A 22,244-nucleotide genomic window follows, 5' to 3' on the forward strand; every position below is an offset into this window, starting at 1 on the left:
TAATCAAAACTATGTATATTTCCATGCAAGGCAATTGGACCGTACGTGTTACGGCCAAAAACGCAACCTTTAAACAGCAGTTTGTAGTACAAGGTGCTACAAGTGGAAACGGCACTTATCAGGGTACAGTCGGTGCAGCCGATGTAGTAGTAACCGGTGCCATGTGGACGCTTAACATCCAACATGATCCGGGTACTGGTTTTCAGAATTCTGATGCCCGAATTAAATTTCCAACCAAAGTGGGAGGCAATTACCAGTTTCAAATTCAGTCGAATGATGGGGGAGGTGATCAGGATTTCGATGATTTGGTACTTACCTGCTTTACTCCAGCGGGTTATCAGGATTATTTAGCCTATGGCCATGTGAGTACTTATAGTGGTCTTTGTCTTTATAATCCGTGTTACCGCAGTCATTTTGTAATCGATAATATTTATGCTTTCCAAAAAGCGTTAAAAAATCCTGGAATACGAGAAGTGATAGAGAAATATTATCCTGAACGTATTCCACCTGTTATTGTAAATCCAAATCCACCAGATCCAGGGCCATTTAAACCCCTTATGATTAATTTATCGGATGACAGGCAAACCCCGAGTCGCGTAGCTGATTTATTTAGCATCGAAAACGAAGAAAGGGCAATTGATACAAGAGCTGCCAATTTAAAAGGTGCTGAAAATATTTCATTTGAGAGAACGCTGAAATATACCAAGAGTATACAATTAGATGCCAATATAAGTAGTACGCTCAGCTCGGCCCGACGCGACATTGTCGGTGTTTTCGATAACGCCCGTTTTGGATGCAGCATTGCTGATGGTAAAAATATCAGCTTGAATTTTGAAGAATACGACCGTACGGCTGCTGAAAAAGCTGGAAACCCGTATACTGGTAACGGAGAGCGTAGAAATTTAGGTTTTGCCATTACCGATATGAATGGTAACTATATTTTCCATTATAAACATACGCTTACCGATGTATTTGACGAACTGTTTGATTATGCCAGTGGCGAAGATCTTGCAGCGCAAGTGATGCCTGATCTGGTTGTAAGTATCCCAGGGTCTACTGTAGGTGCGCCTGTTTTATATGAGAGTGCCTGCTACTTTAATGTAAGTCGAATTAAGCGTATTGATATTTGTATCCCGGCATCGGTTATACCTAAACCTTTTAATTGTTTTAACGGCAATATGATTGGTTCATTAGGTAATGTAATTATAGGTGGTAATCAAAATAGCACTGCAAGTTTTTCCTTTGCTGCTATGGATAGAAATTCTGCTGCCCTAGCCAACCATTTGCATGCCGATGGTCGCATTAGCAGCCATAATGTTTTGGCAGGATTGAATATAGATTGTGCAGCCTGGGCGGGTACAGTGGATGTAAAAGGTTGTTTGTATAATACACAAAGGAAACCTAATGATCCAATAATTGCTTTCTATACCATTAGATATAGCAAAAGCATATCGGAACCCTTCAGTTCCTGGAATTATGTTACCGAAGGTTATATGGGCTATTTATTTCAAGGCTTTGGGTTGGACTTATTGCCCAAATTAATAGGCTCTTATGATACTATACCACTAAAAGTTGATGGTGGTCCGGCAATTAAAGTGCCTTATTACTTAAATGTAGAAGCTCAGATTGAAGCCGGTATACCGTGGATACCGTATGATAAAAACCGCTTAATACAATTAAATACAGGAATTTATCAGGGTTCGGCACCCGGAACAGTTTATTTCCGTATGGATGGTTACGATGCTGCAGGAAACCATATATCAGGTGCTACAGATATGATTGCCATGTATATTGATAATAATTCCCTTGGCTTTAGCCTGGATAATGTGTGGTTTGATGCCGATGGTGTAAACATTGTAAAAGCAGAATGTAATTTGTATCGCATTAAAGAGGCCTACTTAAACACTCCGCTAAATGTTACATTTAAAGCTTGCGAAACGCACCCTAATTCTGTATTTCAGGATCATTACGATCTTTCTATCGGAAAATGTGGAACCTCTGCAGGTTTTGAAGTAAAACGATTAGGAAGTTCAGTGCCTGAACCAAGCATTTTACATGGTGATAACCCAGCTAATAACGAAGCTAATAATTGTCCGGGCTATCGGGGTACGGCAGATGTAAGTAAGTTTGGAGATTCCAATTCACACCAAATTACTTTTGTCCCATTACCTGTTCCAACAGGAAAATGGCTTGAACCTACTGAAAGTTATGCAACCGTTTCTATTGGTTTAACAGCATCAAAAAGAACAACTAATGGTTATGGAGCAGGTGCAAATGCCGGCAACTATATTGTAAGCGCTGGAGTAGCCATTGAACGTTTACCATAAACACAAAAAGCAATGACAGCTTATTTGTTTCTAATTTCTGTTCTTTCCGTTTGGCGTGTTACCCATTTAATACAGGCTGAAGATGGTCCTTTTGATTTAATTTATAAACTAAGAAAACTTGCTGGTAAAAGCTTTTTTGGTTCGCTAATGGACTGTTTCTTCTGTTTGTCTATTTGGGTAGCACTACCCATAGGAGTTTATTTCGGTAACAATTGGATCGAGAGAATATTATTGGTCCTGTCGTTTTCGGCAGCGGCAATATTTTTAGAACAAATAATTATGAAAAAATCTAATTACCCTTAAAAACTAAAACTATGAACTGCTGCGGACAAAAAAGACAAGGTCTACAATTTACTTCTTCTACTGATACTCCTGCACATAAAGCAGAAGGTGAAAATAACCTTACTACAACTGATCAGAAACCCGCCTATTTTCGATATAACGGCAATAGCGAGTTGCAGGTGAGGGGGATTTTTCACATAACATATACATTTTCTGCTCAAAGACGGCAATTTTTGGTACACTCAGAAGATGTTTCGGTAATGAGGGGTTATGCAGATTTAACAGAGGTGAAAGGGCCATAGCCTTGTTGTAATCGACAAAATTGGTAATGTTTTACATACTATGGACGCTGGTTGTGCATTGTGTTACGCATGTACTCCTGGAACATGTTTTCCCGGAAACGCCTATTGGCCATACGGCGTGACCTGCGTGTATAGCTCCAGTAGAACAAAACCCAGATGCTCAGGACTAAACCGTATGCTGGAAAGGGATTGGACATACTGGTGGCTGTATATAAGGCGCTAACAGAAATGCCAAGGGTTAAGAGAAGAAATAAGACCGTTTTCATGGCTAAAAATGTCAAATACAACACTAATATCCTATATAAATCTGATTGATTTTCAGTAATTATCCACAAGATTTCCACAATTTGGATTTACTAACATTTCTCCAATCTTCAGGACAAGCTTTACTTGTCCATCAATTCAATCCAGCTATTGACCATTTGTTCAATTAGTTCTTTATGGGCAGTCACTTGTTCCATGGAATAGAACTTTGCGTAAACTTTTCCTTTTGAGGCCTCCTCCAGGAAGTCAGATTTTACGTTCAGCAGTTCGCCTTTGTGAAAGATCAGGGCGACGTAGTTTTTGATCCGGGGGTTAAAAGTGGCCAGATCTTCCTTGTAAAAAAAGCTGGGGCCGCCCCACTTTACATCTTCTTCTATTTTTGGGTTGCTGTTTACAATGATTGATCTTACGGCTTCTATTTCTGCTTTCAATGGATGCTCGAGTTTGCTCATAAACTCATCTACTTTCTTGGTATTGTTCATATGATTTGGTTTTTTGTTGTTATACAAATATCAAGATCTTTTTTAACTGGGATAAGGTGCAGAAACGACAAATTAAGGGGTAAATTAGGACTGTTGAACATCCCAATTTGCGTGGCTGTTTTTTTTAGCACTGCGGATACCGAAAAGTTCACCATGCGAAAGCCTTAAATTATGGTAATCTTTGCAATTTCCAATTATGTTAAACGCTAAAAAGCCTATGAAACGGGGGAATGAAACTACCAGGGCCTATTTTGATTTTTTAGATCTTCATCTGGCTAAAATCGTTAGTGGCGAGGTTACTGAGATGTTGACATTGAATGAAATCGCAAGTGCATTATTTGTGTCTCATACCCACCTGACGGATACGGTTCAACAAACAATGGGCAATCATCCCTGTCATTTTTATGATTTGAAAATTGTGGAACAGGCTAAAGAAATGATGCTCCAAACGGACCGTTCCATTGCAGACATTGCAAAAATACTAACCTATGATCCTTCCAATTTTTCGAAGTTCTTCAAGAAATTTACAGGACAAACACCTGGAAAATTTAGAAAACTGCATAGAAAATAGCAAACACCTGAAAGCTCCGAAAAGTTCACCACGATATTTTAACGGCTATAGCTGAATTTTACCCTGTCAGTAATCTTAAAAAATTTATTATGAGCAGGAATGATTTAAAAGGAAAAGTGGTGTTAATCGCTGGTGGCGCGAAAAACTTAGGTGGTTTAATTAGTCGGAATGTGGCAGCAAAAGGAGCAAAGGTAGTTGTTCATTACAATAGTGAGTCAACAAAAGTTGACGCAGAGAAAACCTTAGCTGATATTACCTCAGCTGGTGGAGAAGCTTACCTAATTCAGGGAGATTTAGCCCGTGTTGAAAATGTAGTAAAGCTTTTTTCGGAAGCAAAAGCAAGATTTGGTGGTATTGATGTCGCAATCAATACAGTAGGTAAAGTGTTGAAAAAGCCATTCCTAGACACTACGGAAGCTGAATACGATAGCATGTTCGACATCAATTCAAAACAGGCATATTTCTTTTTACAGGAAGCGGGGAAGCAATTGAACGATAATGGTAAAATTTGTACCATTGTAACTTCATTGCTTGCCGCATTTACCGGCTATTACTCAACGTATGCCGGAGCAAAGGCACCTGTTGAGGATTTTACACGTGCTGCAGCGAAAGAGTTTGGAGAAAGGGGAATTTCTGTGACGGCAGTTGCACCCGGTCCAATGGATACGCCATTCTTTTACGGACAGGAGAGCGAAGAGGCAGTTGCCTACCATAAATCGGCATCGGCTTTAGGTGGGCTTACCCGGATTGAAGACATTGCCCCGCTGGTGGAGTTCTTGGTTACGGATGGCTGGTGGATCACCGGGCAGACCATTTTTGCCAACGGCGGCTATACTACCAGGTAAAAGGTTCAAGCAAAAGTCCTGAGCCAGACGATCAGGATTTTTGCTTTTACATTTCTATTTATCTGGATAAATCTATAACTTAAAACGATGATAGTGAAAATTATAAATAGCATACTTATTCTGTTTGCTGCCTATATGGGGACTAAACAGGGCTGGGCAATGTTTGCCGGTAAATCCGATATGCTCGAGCTGTTTGGCAAATGGAACATTGGCAAGCAAGGAGTAATGGTTTTAGGCTTCTTTACGTTGTTGAGCGTTGTACTAATGCTCATACCTAAGACTTTTCTCTGGGGAAATTTTCTGATGGCCGCGGGTATTCTCTTGATTATCTGTTTTCATCTGCTCGATAAAGATTTCAAAGGAGTGATGATTGAGGTGCCTTTCTTTTTGCTGTCGCTGGTCATCATATACCTACAACATCCACTGGCGAGAATAGCCTGAGCCAATGGTTTAATCAGCAGTATTTATCGGGCAATTGCTATATTGTGTATGTCTTTTCAGAGTAAGAAAATTATCATCATATGTATTTAACTTCGCTTCCTGACCACTCCAGCCCTGATTTTAACGAGGAGCTGCACTTTAGCAGGTTTAAAGAGCACAATGTTATTTTTAACACGACAAGCAGTTTTAGTTTTTGTGATGACCATGTAGGATGTTTGTCTTTTAAGACAATATTGAAAGGCGAAGAGTGGTATGGTATTAATAACCGCAGGCTGGCGATAAGGCCCGGACAATTCCTGATCCTTAACAATGAACAGAATTATTCATGTAACATTGATACCCATGAAAGTGTGAGGGGGATATCGGTCTTCTTTAAAAAGGAATTTGCATCTTCAGTCTTCAACGACACATTGAAAAATGATAACGAATTACTTGACAATCCCTTCCTGATTAACAATACACAACCTGAGTTTTTCCAGACGCTTAATGCTATTGAACCTGAAATGCAGTTTCAACTTGCAAAGCTGATTTCAGACCTTGAAACCCATGGTTATACTGGCGGTACAGAAGAAAATCTTGTTTTCTTTCTTCATTATCTGATAAGCACACTCAAATCAGAATCAAGGCGGGCAGCTGAGGTGTCTGCGATAAAGGTAAGCTCCAAAATGGAGATATATAAACGCCTATGTATTGCCAAAGATTTTCTTCATTCCACGTTTATGGAAAAGCATGATTTGGATACACTTAGTAGTAATGCCTGTTTATCGGTTCCACAGCTGGTCAGGCAATTTAAGTCTGTTTTTAAGACCACTCCGTATCAGTATTTGATTCAGATTAGGCTTGATCGGGCTGTAGAACTCCTAAAAAACAGTGATAAACCCGTACATGAGATCACCTGGCAATGTGGTTTTGAGAATGTCAGCGCTTTTTGTAGGGCTTTTAAATCGGCTTATGGTACCCAACCGTTAATCTTTAGAAAAACTTACACCTAAATTGAGCATTCTTGCATACGTTTAGCCTCGGAGATGGAATAATTTAGATCAATTTTTAAATCTGATCATGCCAATTCCAGTAACATTGAAACAAGCGTTAATTTTAATCTTTTGTATCTTATTGATATCCCTTTGCCAAGCTCAGGATCACGTGATACCACTTTATCCGCATGGCATCCCAAATTCAAAAAAAACACCCCCGGATTATATAGAGCAGGCTGACAGTGCCGGTCTGATTAGCAATGTAAGTGTTCCGACTATGCAAGCCTACTTTCCAGAGAAAGGTAAGGCAAATGGCACTGCTGTAATTATTTTTGCAGGTGGTGGTTATTTTGTTCTGGCGCCAAAAAAATGCGTTGAGCTTGCAAAAGCATTTAATGCACTGGGAGTTGCTGCCTTTGTTGTGAAATATCGTTTGCCCAGTGAAAAAATCATGAAAGATAAAACAATAGGCCCCCTGCAAGATGCCCAGACTGCTATTAAGATGGTGCGCAAAAGAGCCGGTGAATGGCACATAGATCCACTCAAAATCGGTATGATGGGGTTATCGGCAGGGGGGCACCTGGTGTCGACCGCCGGTACTCAGATAGATAGGGTGGTGATTGAAAACAGTGAAAACATATCGCTTAGGCCCAATTTTATGGTCTTGCTCTATCCGGTCATTATATATGATCCTTTTGTATCGAGGACCAGGGAAAACTTAATCGGAAAGAAGCCTTCCCGGAAGGCATTAAATTTATACAGTACCGATAGGCATGTAAGTGCCAAAACGCCGCCTACATATTTGATCCATGCTGCTGATGACGACGTCATTCCTGTAAAAAATAGTCTAAGTTTCTTTGATGCAATGCTTAAATCAGGTGTTCCCGTTGAGTTGCATGTCCTGCAATCAGGTGGACATGGATTTGGCATCTCTGATCCGGAAAGCAAAAATAATTGGTTCCCGAGTTGCCAGAACTGGATGCAAAAAAATGGTTTTCTTTAAAAAGCATGATAATCGTTAATGATTAGAAAGCAATTCAGGAATTGAGCATTCTTGCACATGTTTAGGAAAAAGCATAGGGTAATTTTGATCAGTTTAAATCTACATTATTCAATAAGATATTAAAAAATCAATCTATGAAATCAGTAAGTAAAAATTTATCATTAGTATTATCCGTACTGGCGCTAACCGTATTGTTCTCCTGTAAGAAAAAAGAAGGAGGTTCACCTGTGAATTCAGATGAGGAAGCTGCAAAAAGAGTTGTGGGAACATATAAAGGAACGCTCGATGCTACTCAGGAGTATTTTAATGCAATTATTGTTATTACCAAAGAAAGCGGTAATAAAGTAAAGATTTCAGCAAAACAGGGCGAAGCCTATTCTAATGTAACGCCAAAAATCATCGCTGTAAAAGCTATACAAAATTCTGATGATGTTGAGGCCATTGGAACGCCTGAAGGTACACTGGGCTATCAACACTCGGTGAAAAACATAGTTATTATTACACTTCCCAGTTCCTCAGGTGATGTCGCCTACAATTTCAGGGGAACAAAACAGTAAGGTTTAAGCGAATGAGTGGTTTAACAGGCACCTGGTTAGCAGGCATCAACTGCTTTCTATGGTTACGAAAACATTGCTAAAATCGCCTTTGGTCAAATCGCTTTTATGTATTACAAAAAAGAGATCGCCAGCATCGCCCCACATGAAATCACCTGTAGAGCCTACTTTAAGCAAAATGATCCAATCTTCAGGGTTGCCTTTCAGCTTTAAGGATGCTTGTAATTCGGGTGCTTCATGTTGTATAAAACCGTAGGCATTTATGGTATGTTTATATTCTTTTTGATTGGCACCTTCCTCAAATAAATCACCTGACAATTCATCAGAAATTGCTGCTTCGTTTTGCAGAGTTGCTGCATCTCCTTTAAATGGATGGAGTATTCATCATCAGTCAATGTGCAGGCGAGAAATTGAAAAAATTATCTTAATAAACAATACAAAATTACGGCAATACTGATCTTGATCCAATGAAGCAGAGACTACTCAGCGACTACGCATTTTGGATGTACGTCTACAATTAGCCTACTAACGCATTTAAATTAGCTACAACCAGGGATTTTGTTTGGGAATGTGAAGCTAATTAATAATTTCTATGGGGTGTAGACGCTCTGTAGATGTTTTAGTGCTTTGTGTAGGTATTTTGTAGTCAGCTGAACCTTGGAAATGAATTCCAATGTCCAGAATTTTGTTTGTGCAGGAATTTCGACAATTCATAATCAAATGTTATTTCCTCATTATTATTAATCCGAGTATGCAATTACCGTTTATTGAGATCATAGAATCTGTAACCCCGAATCCGAACATGTTGATGTGGAAGTTTGCAGATGGGGACAAAGAAATAAAGAATGGCGCAATGTTAACCGTTCGGGAAAGCCAGAGTGCATTATTTCTGAATGAAGGCCAGTTGGCAGATGTGTTTTCCGCCGGAAAGTATAAACTGGAAACAGAAAACATTCCGGTGCTGACACGTTTGAAAGGTTGGAAATACGGTTTCCAAAGTCCTTTTAAGGCAGATGTTTATTTTTTCAATACCCACCGGTTTATCAACCTCAAATGGGGAACGCCGGCGCCCGTGCTGATGAGAGATAAGCAATTTGGCCAGGTGCGTATCCGTGCTTTCGGCTCGTTCAATCTCCATATAAAAGACGTAGGGAAATTCTTTAAGGAATACGCAGGGACGTACCCGATGCTAACCATTGCCGAATTAGAATGGGCACTTCGTGATTTCATTGCGGCCAAATTTGCGGAGGTGCTGGCACAGGCAGGTATTGCAGTGATAGATGTGGCGGGAAATCTTTCGTCGTTGAACGAAAAGGTGCAGCCACTTATTCAGCCTTATTTTAGCCAACTCGGGCTGGAGGTAACCAACTTCCTGATCGCGGGTGCCATCCTGCCGGAAGAGCTGCTCAAACATTATGACACAGTTACCGGAATGAATATGGTAGACGATATGAATAAGTTCTCCCAATTCAACGTGGCCAATGCTATCGGAAGAGACCATACCGCATTGAACGACGCAGCTAAACAAGCAACAGCACTTGCAATGATTCTGAATCACCAACAACAACCTGCTGTTCAGCCCAACCCCGCAGATGATATAACTGCACAGTTGAAGAAGCTGAAGGTACTTTTTGATGAGGGACTGATCAATGAAGCGGAATATTCCGCCAAGAAAGAAGAGCTGCTAAAATACCTGTAGATATGCCAGAGGAAGAAAAGAAAAAGACATTGAGCTACGTGGAAAAGCTAAAGCAACAAGCACTTTCGCAACAGAATTATGGTGGAGAGGTGGTCGACAAAGCAGCGCAGATGGAAATACGTGACTGTCCTAATTGTGGTGCTGGCAGGGCCTACCAAGATGGTTTGACCAATTGCGCTTATTGCGGTTTCAGCTTCATGGACATTAAACTTACAGACGGCATTCACATAAAGAAGGACAATAATTCATAATGGAAGAACTGATGTGGCAAACACAAGAACGATGGTTTGTTTTCCTCGAAAAGCTGGAAACACGGATGGGTGAAATGTGTACCGCTGCCATTCCGGAGCTGAAAGAAATTTTTAAAGCGGACCAGGACCCTTATAAAAGAGCACACAGCCGCATGCTGGCGGGATTGCTAGGTCAAATACGCCGGATGCAGGACCAGGCAAATGAAGTTAAAGAGGATAGAATCCTGGGTCTAATATATTCATTGGGGGTGCTGACATCAAACGACTTCAGGGAGGCCTGCTTTAACCGACATTATGCTTTTGAAAAGCGATGTCATGATTATACTTCATTATTACAGAAAGCGGCCGGTCAAGAAGATCTGGAAGCATTTTATCAGGAGCAACTGGCTTCATTTGCGTTAATAAAGGATCGGTTCACCTGCAAGCAATGCGGAGGAAAAATAACGGTCTCCAAAATGTTCTTCATCGCAACGTATGTGACTTGTTCGTATTGCCAGACGCAGAATACTTTTTTGCCTTCCAGCGGTGCGCAAATGGTTTTGCATAAAGCGCGCAGTCTTGCCGAACAACGTACTGCACATTTGTTGAAGGCCTATGAGGAGCGGGAATCCAAAGATCCTGATTTATACCAGCAATACCTTCGTGCCATGTTTGACGAATGGAACAAGATCACACCAGATATGGAGGAAGAAAATGAAAAGTTCTATCTCCGCCTGTTAAAAGATAAAAGCATTAATCATTTATAAACAATTATTATGTCGGAAAATCAATTATTAGAACCCATTCACGGGATTAGCCTCGAAGATTACAGTGCAGCATGCGCCAAACTAGGAAGCGGTTTGAGCGAGGAGGCAATTGCAAAAGCGCTCGGAGTAGAATTACCAGTATGGCAGGAAGCGAACCTGCTCTGGCCTGAAAGAATGAAACAAGATCAAACGTTTGAGATTGTGACGCTGTTTGGCCAGTATTTTGCACAGGCAGGTCAGCATCCGAAATTCAGCAATGCGGTAACCGGTGCTGCCGAAGATGCAGGCTATACAGCACAGATAAAAACAGATAAAGATTTCTATCAGGAACTGGAAGTAGCACGAAATGTAGCATATGAGTACGGAATGGATGGCGCCCAGTGGATTGCTGATAAGTACGGTATTACCCTGGGAGATTTCCAGATCGCTGCTTCCAAATGGAATGCGCAGATCCATACTGACATACAAGCAGATTTTCAGGGATACACCCAGAAACAGGATGCTTACAATGCAAAGTACAGGCAATTGTTTGCATCAGCGCAGGGTGGAAACGTAGCGGATGATATAACATTCTAAATTTAGTGGAACCTTTCATAAACATTGCAACTAGCTGTTTACAGCTAGTTGCAAATGACTGTTTACAGCTATTGCGGTAAACATTTTCTGACCGTAATTTCGAATGGTTGATGAGCTTTAACCATACCTAAAGGATAGAAAAAGTCATGAATGGAAGAATATTAAAAGTACTATCGGTAAAATTGCTGCTTTTGTTGTGCGGTCATATAGCGTACGCGCAGAAGGCCCCGGAATGGGTTCTTCCAGCTACTGCTTTTAATGAGATTGAAACTGCTAAGCTGATGGAAAAGGGGACAGCTACCATACGGGGCACAGCCACATTAAAGAAAAAAGGAAAAGATAATTTTGGCGTTAAAGGAAGTCAGATCTTGTTATTCCCGGTGACGCCATATTTCACAGAATTTCTGGAGCTGAAGAAAAAATTTAATAGCCGCAAAAAACAGGCTACAATGAACAATATTGCATTTACTTACCGTGTGGAAGGTAGATTTACAGATGATAAGGGAAGCTTTCAGTTTACTGACCTGAAACCGGGAAAATATTACATCATTAGCTGGATTGCCTTCGCGAGGCAAAAAACAGTTGCCGTTCAAACCGGAACCAGTACCTCCTATAATGTTTATGGATATGTTTTAGGTTCTTCACCAATTTATGAGGACTATCAGTATGATGTTTTTATTGAAAATGAAATCAGTGGATTTGTGGATATTAAGGAACCAGGAGTGGTAATGAATGTGGCTGTTCATAATTAAATCAGGAAGAAAACCGATGAAAAAAGAATATTTAGCTTTTTATATAATGCTTGTTGGGGTCACGGTATCATTCGGTGCTATTGCTCAAACTGTAAAAATACCTGATCCGAATTTTAAAAAGCAACTTGTTATTCTCGGGGTAGACCTGAATGGAGATGGGGAAATTCAGCTGTCAGAAGCACAAAAAGTAACAAAGCTAAGTGTAGATCAGGCTGGTATAAGCTCATTGATCGGTATTAAAAGTTTCACAAACTTAAAAGAACTTAGCTTTTGGAATAATCAGGTAAAGGTCCTGGATCTTGAAGGAATGAGAAATCTGGAAGAGATCTTTGGCTACAACAATCAGCTCCAGACCATGAACTTGAAAGGAATGGTAAACCTAAGAACTTTATATGTTCATCAGAACAAAATCAATGCACTGGATTTAACAGGACTGCTGAAGCTTGAAGAGATAAAAATGCACGATAATGCCCTGTATAAAGTCGACATCCCTAACCTTCCTAAGCTCGTGCATATAGAGTTTCAGAAAAATAATTTACTTGAGTTTAAAGTGTCTGGATGTGCTGCGGTGAAATTAATCAGACTGAGCGAGAATCAATTGTCAAAACTAGATTTTACCCAATTTAAAGATCTTGAGGAGTTGTCTTTGAGAGATAATCCCTTGGTCTCCCTGTATGTGTTCGGCTTGAGAAAGCTTAAGTTGTTAGACTGCTCTTACACCCAGTTAACAAATGTTAACATGAGCGGAACGGCAAGTTTAAGCAAAATCGACTGGTAACATGGTTTTGCTCCAAATCCATAATTTGAAATGCTTTATCAAAACTATATTCTAGTTGCATTGTTATAACATTCCAAACTTGATATTATGGAAAATCAAATTCTTGAACTTGAAAAAAAGTATTGGAAAGCGATGGAAACCCGTGATTTTGATACTGTAAAAACCCTGACCCACTTCCCGTGTATTGTAGCTGGTAAAGATGGTGTAAGAAGTGTAGATGAACCTTCCTTTAAAAAAATGTTTGATTCTGGAGCGGGAAGGCAGCTTAAAGTTCTGAATATTTCGGACGCTGAAAGCGAGATCTTAGGAGGTAGTGCAGTTATCGCCTATATTATAGAATTAGAATATGGCATCGATGGGCAGAAATCCTCAGGGAAATGTGCGTGCACATCAACCTGGGTTAAGGAAAATAACAATTGGATCTGCGCCATGCATACAGAATCTGATTTAAGAAACTAGCTTCCCATTCACAGAAACATAACCTTATTTTTGATCAGCTGAAGATGCACAGATAGTTACGGTAAAACAGGTCTATAAAAATTTATAGAATTTATTTGCATTTTAAGAATATGTAATTATATTTGATATATTATGAATACGTATTCATAATCATATACATTTACATAGACTAAACGAATTGAGTAAAAAGCATAGTACATCACAAGACGTAGCTGAATTAGCGGGAGTTTCACAGGCGACGGTATCAAGGGTCTTTGCAGGCGGAGCAATTGTTTCGGAGAAAAAGAAAAAGAAGATACTTGAGGCTGCTGAAGCGCTGGGATATCAACCCAATGCACATGCACGAAGCCTGATTACCAGGCGAACGCGCATGATAGGGGTAGTGATGCGTAATATTCGAAATCCATTTTATTCTGCTGTGCTGGAAATCTTTCACAACCGTTTGTCGGCTTTAGGGTATCACCTCATATTTATCAATTCAACAAATGAGGAGATCCAGGAAAAGGAAATCAGTCAGCTGCTTGAATATAATGTTGAAGGCGTAATTATAACAGATGCATTGCTGTCATCTTCAGCTGCCCTTAAATTTAAGCGGAGTGAAATAGCGGTTGTGCTATTTAATCGCTATACAGAGCAGGCAGGGAGTAGCTCTGTGTTTTGTGATAATTATTTAGCCACCAAGCAGATAGCTGCATATTTGGTGGAGCTGGGTCACCGGTCTTTTGCTTTTATATCAGGTCCCTCTGATACCTCTACTACTTTAGACAGACTTAAAGGATTTGAGGAAGTATTGAAAGAAAGAAACATTACGGATTTCATGATTGAGCCTGGTAACTATACCTACGAGAGCGGCTTTAAATCCGCACAGGAACTTATGACAAAGAATAAACACATAGATTGTGTCTTTTGCGGTAATGACATCATCGCCCTTGGCGCAATGGATGCGATCAGGGTCATAGGGTTGAGGATACCGGAAGATGTTTCGGTATTTGGATTTGATAACATCAGGATGGGCGCATGGCCTTCTTATTCCTTAACCACCTGGGAACAGCCGGTGGAAGAGATGATCGACGGAACAATAGAAATTCTATTAAACGAAATAAATGACAGTACTGCGAAACCTAAAACACTCATGTTTAAAGGGCATATGGTGGTTAGGAATTCAGTTAAAAAGAAATAGCCTGGCTATTTTTTTGACAGATTATGAATACGTATTCAAAAAATAGATAGACAATTATACCAATGAAAAAAACCTAAATAAATGTCAACTTTTCAACCAAACCCACTAAACCATGCAACTTTTCACCAAACCAAAATTACCTCCATGCAGCGCTTGCTGTGTGCTTGTAAAACCAACAAGTGACCTTGCTTTTCTGCGACAGGGATTTACATTGTTGTTGTTTCTATTGATCATTTCATTTTCGCTGATCGCTAAAGCCAAGGGCCCGGAGGCGCAGTCACCCAAAGATACTTTCGTACTTAAAGGAACTGTTGTTGATGAGAATGAGGAGACTTTGCCAGGAGCTACAGTACGCGTTAAAGGAACGGCCAGCGGCGTAGTCACGGATATAAATGGAAAATTCCTGCTCGAGATAGCGAATGAACAGGATTCTATAATTGTGAGCTTTGTTGGATACAAGAGCCAAACCCTGCGGGTTGGTAATAACAGAACGATTACGGTCAAACTGGAGCCAGATGAAAGCAGACAGAAACTCGATGAGGTGCAGGTTGTGGGTTACGGATCCCAAAAGAAAGTCAATCTGGTTGGTTCCATATCTACAGTTTCAGTTAAGGATATTCAGAAGTTTGCCACTCCGTCTTTAACCAATGCAATTGGGGGCAAATTGGCCGGGGTAATGACCCGACAATCGTCAGGACAGCCCGGTTACGATGCTGCCAGCATATTTATCCGTGGTCAAATCTCGCAGAGCGGATCAAACAAACCGCTTGTGGTCATAGATGGTATAGAACGGGATCTGCAGGATTACTGGACCACCTTGAATGTTCAGGAGATAGAAAGTTTTTCTGTGTTAAAAGACGCGTCTGCTACCGCTGTGTACGGTAGCCGGGGAGCCAATGGCGTAATTCTGATCAACACCAAGAAAGGAACTGTAAGCAAACCAAGAGTGAACTTCAGATCAGAATCTGCAATTGTAACTCCTTTGCGGGTGGAGGACAATATAAATAGTTTTGATTATGCCACATTAATAAATGAAAACAGGATACGAACGGGGCAGGCGCTTGCTTATTCTGATGTGCAGCTACAGAAATTTAAGGACGGCTCTGACCCTTATCTTTATCCGAATGTAGACTGGTATGATGTGATATTTAGGAAGCATACCAGCCAAACCATTAACAATCTGGGTGTTTCTGGTGGAAGTGAAGCCGTTAAATACTATGTTAATTTGGGGTATACCTCCCAACAGGGCAGTTATAATGAAGAGGCAGGAAATGTATACAAAACAAATGCAGCACTGAACAGATATAGTTTCAGATCCAATGTAGATATTAATGTCGCCAAGAACGTTGACCTGAGTTTAGGCCTGTCCGCCATTATTTCGGGCACAAATTATCCGGCATATGATGCCGATGGTGTTTTATTTTATCTAAAGCTGACCAATCCAATGGTTATGCCTTTTAAAAATCCGGATGGCTCCAATTCCGGCGCAACAGGTGATCTGATCATCAATCCATGGACAAGGATCACTAAATCAGGATATACCCGGCAGAGTTACAATACGACAATCAGCAATCTTGGACTTAAATGGGACTTATCATCAATAACTCCCGGTCTTTCTGTAAGGGGATTGGCGTCATTCGATGTGGTCGATATCACCCAAAATGTGCGGACGCAAAGTCCCGATGCATTTCGTTACGAAATCGTAAATGGCCTTGAAAAATATACCCGTACAAGTACCGAAAGTGCTTTGGCACTTAGCAACAGATATGAAACCTATAGAACAATGTACGGGGAAGTTTCCTTAAACTATGACCGCACATTTAGTAAACACAGCATCTCTGGCCTGCTGTTAGGAAATAAGAAGGATGCACAAAATGTCGCCACATCGAATTCAATCGACAACTTACCTGAACGACGTTTAGGGCTTATCAGTCGCGTAACTTATAACTATGATACCCGTTATTTAATTGAGCTCAATGCCGGTTATACAGGTTCGGAAAACTTTAAGAAAGGAAAGCAATTCGGGTTATTCCCTTCGGTAGGTGCCGGATGGATCGTCTCAAATGAAAAATTCTGGAATAAAAACGTAGTCAGTAGCCTCAAAATAAGAGGTAGTTATGGAAAGGTTGGAAATGACAGGATTGGAAACCCGCTGCAACGCTTCATTTTTCTATCGACATTTAACAAAGGAGCAACAGGATACGAATTTGGTAATGGACAGACTTACAATCCGGGTGGACTCAGTGAGCTCCGTATAGGGAATGAGGATGTGACCTGGGAAAATGCTTATAAAACAAATGCAGGATTTGACCTGGAGTTATTTAATGGGAAATTCACCTTAACTGCCGATGTTTTTCATGAACGAAGAGAAGATCAGTTATTGCTAAGGGCAACAATACCAACCTATACTGGTTATCCCGGTGGGACGGTGCCTTATGCAAATTTGGGAGTTTCCACCAATAAAGGCGTGGAGGGTAATCTGCAATTACGGAATACCACCAAAGGAGGATTCTATTATTCCTTTTTGGCTAATTTCTCCTTTGCGAAAAGCAAGATAATTGAAAATGATCAACCCCAACAGTTATATCCATGGCAGGAGCTAAGAGGACATTCCATAGGCGCTAACTTAGGTTATGTTGCGCTTGGATTGTTTAAAGATGCAGCAGATGTTGCCAATAGCCCAAGCCAGGAAAATTTAGCCGGAGGAGCGTCAAATTACGGACCAGGGGATATTAAGTATAAGGATTTAAATAACGATGGGATAATAGATATTGCCGACAGGACCGTGATTGGTGAGTATAGCGGATCATTTCCTCAGATCATGTACGGATTTGGTAGTACGCTGGGGTATAAGGGTTTTGATATCAGTATCTTCTTTACGGGTGCTGCCAACAGGGATTTCTTTTACGGTCAGGGATATACTACCTGGGCATTCCAGGGCGCAGAAGGGTTGTATAATGTACAGCAAAATTACTTTGATCAGCGCTGGATTCCAGGAGGAGACAATACCAATGCAACATACCCTGGTATTAGAGCGAACAGCACGAACAATTATATCGGTTCTACTTTATGGAAGGAGAGTGGCAATTACCTCCGGATCAAAAATGCGGAAATTGGCTATACACTATCAAGCAAGCTTACAAAGAAAATTTCCTTAAGTAATGCCCGGATATTTATCAACGGAACCAACCTGGCGACCTGGGATAACCTGAAAGTCATTGATCCGGAATCCGATTTTGGTTCAGGCAGGCATCCGATAAACAAGACCTACAATTTCGGGTTAGAGGTTACTTTTTAATTTTTATAAACTAAAGTTAGGCATCATGAAAGCAACGATATTATTATTTTTTATCACCATCCTGTTTCTTACAACTCCTTCTTGTAAGAAAGACTTTTTGAATAAAACTCCTGATGGAGACATCAATATTGACCAGGTTTTTTCCAATCCTGTTTTCGCTGAACAATTTTTAACCAATACCTATTCCCATTTACCAAGAGAATTTGTATTTCCTGATAATGGAAATGGGGTATCGATGACAAACACCTTTACCGGTGCAGCCGATGAGATGGAGCAAGGGCACGAACCTTCCTATTGTAACAGAATGAATGATGGGACATGGAGCATAGACAATGCTACCAATGTTCAGGATGGCTGGTCGAACAGCTATCAAGGCATCAGAAAGGCAAATATTTTTATTGAAAATATAGATAAGCTTCCTTTAACAGAACTGGTGACGCAGGATAAAATCAACAAATGGAAAGGTGAAGCCACCTTTTTAAGAGCCTATTATCATTTTTTATTGATCAGGATGTATGGGCCTGTGCCTATTATTGATAAATCAATTCCTATAAATGGAGACTTTTTAGCTGAAACAAGACAACCGATAGATAAATGTGTTGATTTTATTGTAAACGAATGTAATAAGGCGGCAGAAATGTTAAATGTTCGTGTCCCTGCGAGTGACGATAGTCAGTATGGCAGACCTACTAAAATTACAGCATTGGCACTTAAAGCGCGCGCTTTACTGTTCATGGCCAGTCCGTTATGGAATGGGAACGCAGATTATGCAGCTTTGAAACAAGATGGACTCAGGTTGTTTCCGGATTTCGCTCCTGAAAGATGGAAAACTGCTGCCACGGCAGCCAAGGCCTGCATAGATCAGGCAGAAACTGCAGGCCATAAACTGTACAAATCTGCTACAAATGATCCCATACTTAATTATCAGGAACTGTTTTATACCAATTGGAATGACGAGGTCATCTGGGTAAGGACTATGGGAGGGTACCTGGATCTGGATGTTTATAGCGAGCCACGAGGAATGCCCGGTACAGGTTTTACTTTAAACGCGCCAACACAAAATATTGTGGACGATTATGAAATGGCCAATGGTGAACGTCCTATCCTGGGTTACAATGCGGATATGACCCCAATAATCAATTCTGCATCAGGTTATGTAGAAACCGGTAATACTACTGTTGATAATCCCAATTATGTCGCCGGAACCCGCAATATGTATGTAAACAGGGAACCTCGTTTTTATGCCAGCATTATGTTCACCGGGCAAAAATATAAGCCAGATCAAAGGAGTCCGCTGAATGATCCTTTAAAGTTTTGGAAAGGAGCTCCGGATGGAAGGGCTACCAATAATGCAGGTAATTACAGTGAAACAGGATACCTGATGAAGAAGTTCGGCCACCCGAGCTACAAAAGGAACGGGAATACCGGTCCGAGAAAAACCTGGATACTATTTCGTTTAGGCGAGCAATATTTAAACTATGCTGAAGCACTTAATGAATCTGACGGTCCTGTAACTGATGTGTACAAATATGTAAATCTGATTAGGAACCGTTCCGGTCTGCCAAATTTACCTTCGGGGTTATCAAAAGATCAAATGCGGGAAAAAATTTGGCATGAACGGCGTATAGAGCTGGCCTTTGAAACGAATCGTTATTTTGATACGCACAGGTGGAAAATCGCTGCCGATATAGACAGTAAAAAAGTATACGGTATCGATGTTAATGGTTTGGATTACAATATGTCCAGCGATGCATTTTATAAAAGAACTGTTGTCGAATCCAGGGTGTTTACAGACAGACATTATTTGTGGCCGATACCACAATATGAAATACAAAAAAATATAAAACTGACTCAAAATCCGGGTTGGTAAAACCGGTCAAAATTCTTAAAAATGTTTATGAACAGATTAATTTTCAAAGGACTGATACTTATAGGATGCTACCTTTCTTTTGCAGATTTAAGTGCACAGGAATTGTACGATCTGCCTTCCGGCAAAGAAACCCGCTGGGTTAGCCTGGAAAACCCATCTGCCAAAAAAGGCGGGGGTGCTTTGGAAAACAAAGGCGCCAAAGGACGCGCCAGTGTTTGGGTAAGTCCCGGTGAAAAGATTACGCTAATGGACTACAGCGGATGTGGTTTAATCAATCGGATCTGGATGACGATCATGGATAGAAGCCCTGAAGCCCTCCGGTCGATAAAGCTTGAGATGTATTGGGATAATGCCGATAAGGCGGCTGTTTCGGTTCCTTTAGGAGACTTCTTCGGCATTGGTTTAGGCAGGATGACTCCCTTCCAAAGTGCTTTGTTCAGCAGTCCGGAGGGTAGATCTTTTAACAGCTATGTGCCAATGCCGTTTAAAAAACATGCTCGGATGGTACTGGTTAATGAGGGGAGGCAAAAGCAGCTATTGTTTTACGATGTTAATTTTACGAAACTCAAAAAGCACGCTAAAAAGGTTGCATACTTCCATGCGTACTGGAGCAACAGCACAGCAGCAGGACTTGCCGAGGATTTTGAAATATTACCCCGTATCAAAGGTGAGGGGCGTTTCTTGGGAACCAATATCAGTGTGATTACCGACAATGTTTATGGTACTACCTGGTTCGGAGAAGGAGAGGTAAAGGCATATCTGGACGGAGACGATCAGCATCCTACTCTTGTGGGTACCGGCACGGAAGATTACATAGGGTCTGCATGGAACCTTGGACCCTTTTCACAGCTGTATCAGGGTGCACCAATAGYKRAKAWSGRAWMWASSCWRTAMRMMTTWWAYCRKTNAYCRSMTTCCTGATCCGGTTTACTTTAATGTGGATTGCAAGGTTACTATTCAGCAAATGGGCGGGGGTGGTCGGGATCTCATCAGAGGCATCGCAAAAGCAGGAGGCAGCGTAAAACCAATATCGGTGATGACTCAGAAAGGCTTGGTCAAACTGATGGAGGAAGTTGGTTTTCCCGATATTAATGATGATAAGTTTCCTGCCGATGAATGGGTTAATTTTTACAGGGTAGATAATTACTCCGCTACTGCGTATTTTTATCTTGATAGCCCTCAGAGTAATTTGCCTGCACTTGCGCCCCTTGAACAACGATTGAAAGGAATTATAAACAATAAATAGTATGAATTGGAACCAACCTGATATCTGGATCGTTATAAGTTACTTAGTTTTAATGTTTTTGCTTTCTCTTTGGCACAGGCGATTCTCTTCTGCCAATCTGGAGAACTTTTTCCTTGGCGGTCGCAAAATACCCGGATGGTTAAATGGAATATCTTATACAGCAGCTTTAGTAAGCCCCGATGCGGCTACCGGATATGGGGGATTAGCGATTGTAACGGGTTCGTTTATTTCATGGTGGTATCTGAGCCGTTTTGGTCTGGCCTTGTTCCTGGGGGGGGTGCTTTTTGCCGTGTTCTGGAGAAGATTAAATCTTTTTACCTCATTAGAGTTTTATGATCTGCGCTTTCCTGCAAAACCAGCCGCTGCCATGCGTTTGTGGATCGCAATAAGAACCTCATTAATTGCTATGCCGGCATGGACAGGTATTACACTATTGGCCGCTTACAAGATCATGGGGCCTGCGTTTGGCTTAACAAAAGAGGAAACCATGTATCTGGTTGTGCCTGTTTCTTTTCTTTTTGTGTTCTTTTCCGGATACAAGGGGGTAGTCATGTCCAACCTAATTCAAATGGTGATCTTCTTTATTGGTACCATTACACTTGCCTGGCTTACGCTAAACCATTTTGGTGGTCCTCAGGCAATGACTGCTACATTGCATCACACGTTCGGTGCTACACATCCGGAGCTATTACAAATGACCCCACCACTAAATCACGATATTTTTCCAATGGCAGCAGGCATGGCCTGGCTATTTGGTCAAAGTATTGGCTATGGCGGGGATGCGGCGCCAATGGGCGGAGCGATGGAAGGACAGCGCATTCTTTCCACCAGAACTCCTGCTGAAGCCTTAACCATGTACGTAGTTACCGCAATAAGCATGTTTGTGTTGCTGCTGCTGGTTACCTTACCAAGTATCTCAGCCTCTGTTCTATACCCCGAGTTAAGAGCATCGGGAGCTGACAGGGAACTTGTGTACGGCCGGTTAATGAAGGATATGTTGCCGGTAGGTGCTATGGGTTTACTTGTTGCAGCGATGATGGCGGCAACCATGTCTACCGTTGGTGATAATTTGAATTTCGGCAGTCAGGTATTGGTCAGTGATATCTATAGGCGGTGGTTTGTCCGTTCAGCCAGTGAAAAACACTACTTGTTGATCGGTAAAATAGGTATGGGGGTTATTCTTTCACTGGCAATGGCGGTGGTATTTAATGTAACCATTATTACCGATGTGGCGATAGTGATGCTGCAGTTGAGCGCTGCTGAATTACCGGCAAACTGGGCACAATGGTGGTGGTGGCGGTTTAATGGGCCTGCTCGCGTTGCCGCATCTTTTGGTGGGGCAGG

23 protein-coding genes and 1 pseudogene are annotated in these 22,244 nt (G+C 41.2%); 22 read left to right on the forward strand and 2 right to left on the reverse strand.

What is annotated here, in order from left to right; translation table 11 throughout:
- Positions 1-11 precede the first annotated feature (11 nt).
- Genes N824_RS31185 through N824_RS08535 form a run of 3 tightly spaced genes read left to right on the forward strand, consistent with a single transcriptional unit; the run spans position 12 to position 2,911 of the window.
- Complete coding sequence (locus N824_RS31185) at positions 12-2,327, forward strand: hypothetical protein (protein ID WP_161662278.1); 2,316 nt, start codon at positions 12-14, stop codon at positions 2,325-2,327.
- A gap of 12 nt (positions 2,328-2,339) precedes the next feature.
- The gene (locus N824_RS38270; RefSeq protein ID WP_048904667.1) at positions 2,340-2,630 is read left to right on the forward strand and encodes a DUF1360 domain-containing protein; all 291 of its coding nucleotides are present in this window, start codon (positions 2,340-2,342) and stop codon (positions 2,628-2,630) included.
- 11 nt (positions 2,631-2,641) lie between these two features.
- Positions 2,642-2,911 (forward strand): hypothetical protein, encoded by a 270-nt coding sequence (locus tag N824_RS08535; RefSeq protein WP_048904668.1) that lies wholly within the window; start codon positions 2,642-2,644, stop codon positions 2,909-2,911.
- Between the two features lie 386 nt (positions 2,912-3,297).
- Here N824_RS08535 and N824_RS08540 read toward each other — a convergent pair whose 3' ends face one another.
- Positions 3,298-3,657, reverse strand: a complete 360-nt coding sequence (locus N824_RS08540) for a DUF1801 domain-containing protein (RefSeq protein ID WP_048904669.1) — start codon at positions 3,655-3,657, stop codon at positions 3,298-3,300.
- Between the two features lie 217 nt (positions 3,658-3,874).
- Here N824_RS08540 and N824_RS08545 point away from each other — a divergent pair, with 217 nt between their 5' ends.
- From N824_RS08545 to N824_RS08570, 6 genes are all read left to right on the forward strand, one after another.
- Positions 3,875-4,228: an AraC family transcriptional regulator gene (locus N824_RS08545; RefSeq protein ID WP_200869836.1), complete on the forward strand. Its 354-nt coding sequence runs from the start codon at positions 3,875-3,877 to the stop codon at positions 4,226-4,228.
- An 89-nt stretch (positions 4,229-4,317) separates the two neighbouring features.
- Positions 4,318-5,073 (forward strand): SDR family oxidoreductase, encoded by a 756-nt coding sequence (locus N824_RS08550; RefSeq protein ID WP_048904671.1) that lies wholly within the window; start codon positions 4,318-4,320, stop codon positions 5,071-5,073.
- 93 nt (positions 5,074-5,166) lie between these two features.
- Positions 5,167-5,514 carry a hypothetical protein gene (locus tag N824_RS08555; RefSeq protein ID WP_235207031.1) on the forward strand — a complete coding sequence of 116 codons (348 nt, stop codon included), beginning with the start codon at positions 5,167-5,169 and terminating at the stop codon, positions 5,512-5,514.
- An 80-nt stretch (positions 5,515-5,594) separates the two neighbouring features.
- Complete coding sequence (locus N824_RS08560) at positions 5,595-6,506, forward strand: helix-turn-helix domain-containing protein (RefSeq protein WP_048904673.1); 912 nt, start codon at positions 5,595-5,597, stop codon at positions 6,504-6,506.
- Positions 6,507-6,657: 151 nt separating this feature from the next.
- Complete coding sequence (locus N824_RS08565) at positions 6,658-7,491, forward strand: alpha/beta hydrolase (protein WP_161662279.1); 834 nt, start codon at positions 6,658-6,660, stop codon at positions 7,489-7,491.
- Positions 7,492-7,625: 134 nt separating this feature from the next.
- Complete coding sequence (locus N824_RS08570) at positions 7,626-8,048, forward strand: hypothetical protein (protein WP_048904674.1); 423 nt, start codon at positions 7,626-7,628, stop codon at positions 8,046-8,048.
- A gap of 45 nt (positions 8,049-8,093) precedes the next feature.
- Here the strand turns inward: N824_RS08570 and N824_RS08575 are convergent, their stop codons facing one another.
- Positions 8,094-8,363, reverse strand: coding sequence for a DUF1963 domain-containing protein (locus N824_RS08575; RefSeq protein ID WP_048904675.1), 270 nt, complete (start codon positions 8,361-8,363; stop codon positions 8,094-8,096).
- A 355-nt stretch (positions 8,364-8,718) separates the two neighbouring features.
- Between N824_RS08575 and N824_RS08580 the strand changes: the two genes are divergently transcribed.
- From N824_RS08580 to N824_RS08640, 13 genes and pseudogenes are all read left to right on the forward strand, one after another.
- Positions 8,719-9,744, forward strand: a complete 1,026-nt coding sequence (locus tag N824_RS08580; RefSeq protein ID WP_235207032.1) for an SPFH domain-containing protein — start codon at positions 8,719-8,721, stop codon at positions 9,742-9,744.
- 2 nt (positions 9,745-9,746) lie between these two features.
- Complete coding sequence (locus tag N824_RS08585; RefSeq protein ID WP_048904676.1) at positions 9,747-9,995, forward strand: hypothetical protein; 249 nt, start codon at positions 9,747-9,749, stop codon at positions 9,993-9,995.
- Complete coding sequence (locus N824_RS08590; protein WP_048904677.1) at positions 9,995-10,741, forward strand: zinc finger-like domain-containing protein; 747 nt, start codon at positions 9,995-9,997, stop codon at positions 10,739-10,741. Before N824_RS08585 ends, N824_RS08590 begins: the two co-directional genes overlap by 1 nt.
- A gap of 9 nt (positions 10,742-10,750) precedes the next feature.
- Positions 10,751-11,317: a DUF6620 family protein gene (locus tag N824_RS08595; RefSeq protein WP_052334084.1), complete on the forward strand. Its 567-nt coding sequence runs from the start codon at positions 10,751-10,753 to the stop codon at positions 11,315-11,317.
- Between the two features lie 146 nt (positions 11,318-11,463).
- Positions 11,464-12,069 (forward strand): carboxypeptidase-like regulatory domain-containing protein, encoded by a 606-nt coding sequence (locus tag N824_RS08600; RefSeq protein ID WP_048904678.1) that lies wholly within the window; start codon positions 11,464-11,466, stop codon positions 12,067-12,069.
- 16 nt (positions 12,070-12,085) lie between these two features.
- Positions 12,086-12,847 (forward strand): leucine-rich repeat domain-containing protein, encoded by a 762-nt coding sequence (locus tag N824_RS08605; RefSeq protein WP_152542040.1) that lies wholly within the window; start codon positions 12,086-12,088, stop codon positions 12,845-12,847.
- An 87-nt stretch (positions 12,848-12,934) separates the two neighbouring features.
- Positions 12,935-13,306 carry a nuclear transport factor 2 family protein gene (locus N824_RS08610; RefSeq protein ID WP_048904680.1) on the forward strand — a complete coding sequence of 124 codons (372 nt, stop codon included), beginning with the start codon at positions 12,935-12,937 and terminating at the stop codon, positions 13,304-13,306.
- 178 nt (positions 13,307-13,484) lie between these two features.
- Complete coding sequence (locus N824_RS08615; protein ID WP_048904681.1) at positions 13,485-14,486, forward strand: LacI family DNA-binding transcriptional regulator; 1,002 nt, start codon at positions 13,485-13,487, stop codon at positions 14,484-14,486.
- Positions 14,487-14,598: 112 nt separating this feature from the next.
- Complete coding sequence (locus tag N824_RS08620) at positions 14,599-17,784, forward strand: TonB-dependent receptor (RefSeq protein ID WP_048904682.1); 3,186 nt, start codon at positions 14,599-14,601, stop codon at positions 17,782-17,784.
- A gap of 25 nt (positions 17,785-17,809) precedes the next feature.
- Positions 17,810-19,654 carry a RagB/SusD family nutrient uptake outer membrane protein gene (locus tag N824_RS08625; protein ID WP_048904683.1) on the forward strand — a complete coding sequence of 615 codons (1,845 nt, stop codon included), beginning with the start codon at positions 17,810-17,812 and terminating at the stop codon, positions 19,652-19,654.
- Positions 19,655-19,681: 27 nt separating this feature from the next.
- Positions 19,682-20,575 (forward strand): annotated as a pseudogene (locus N824_RS08630) (glycoside hydrolase family 172 protein).
- A gap of 16 nt (positions 20,576-20,591) precedes the next feature.
- On the forward strand, positions 20,592-20,900 hold the full coding sequence (locus tag N824_RS32980) for a hypothetical protein (RefSeq protein WP_200869837.1): 309 nt from the start codon (positions 20,592-20,594) through the stop codon (positions 20,898-20,900).
- Between the two features lies 1 nt (position 20,901).
- A partial coding sequence (locus N824_RS08640) for a hypothetical protein (protein ID WP_048904686.1) occupies positions 20,902-22,244 on the forward strand: 1,343 nt, incomplete at its 3' end.

It is taken from the genome of Pedobacter sp. V48 (assembly GCF_000523515.1).
Classification (GTDB): Bacteria; Bacteroidota; Bacteroidia; order Sphingobacteriales; family Sphingobacteriaceae; genus Pedobacter.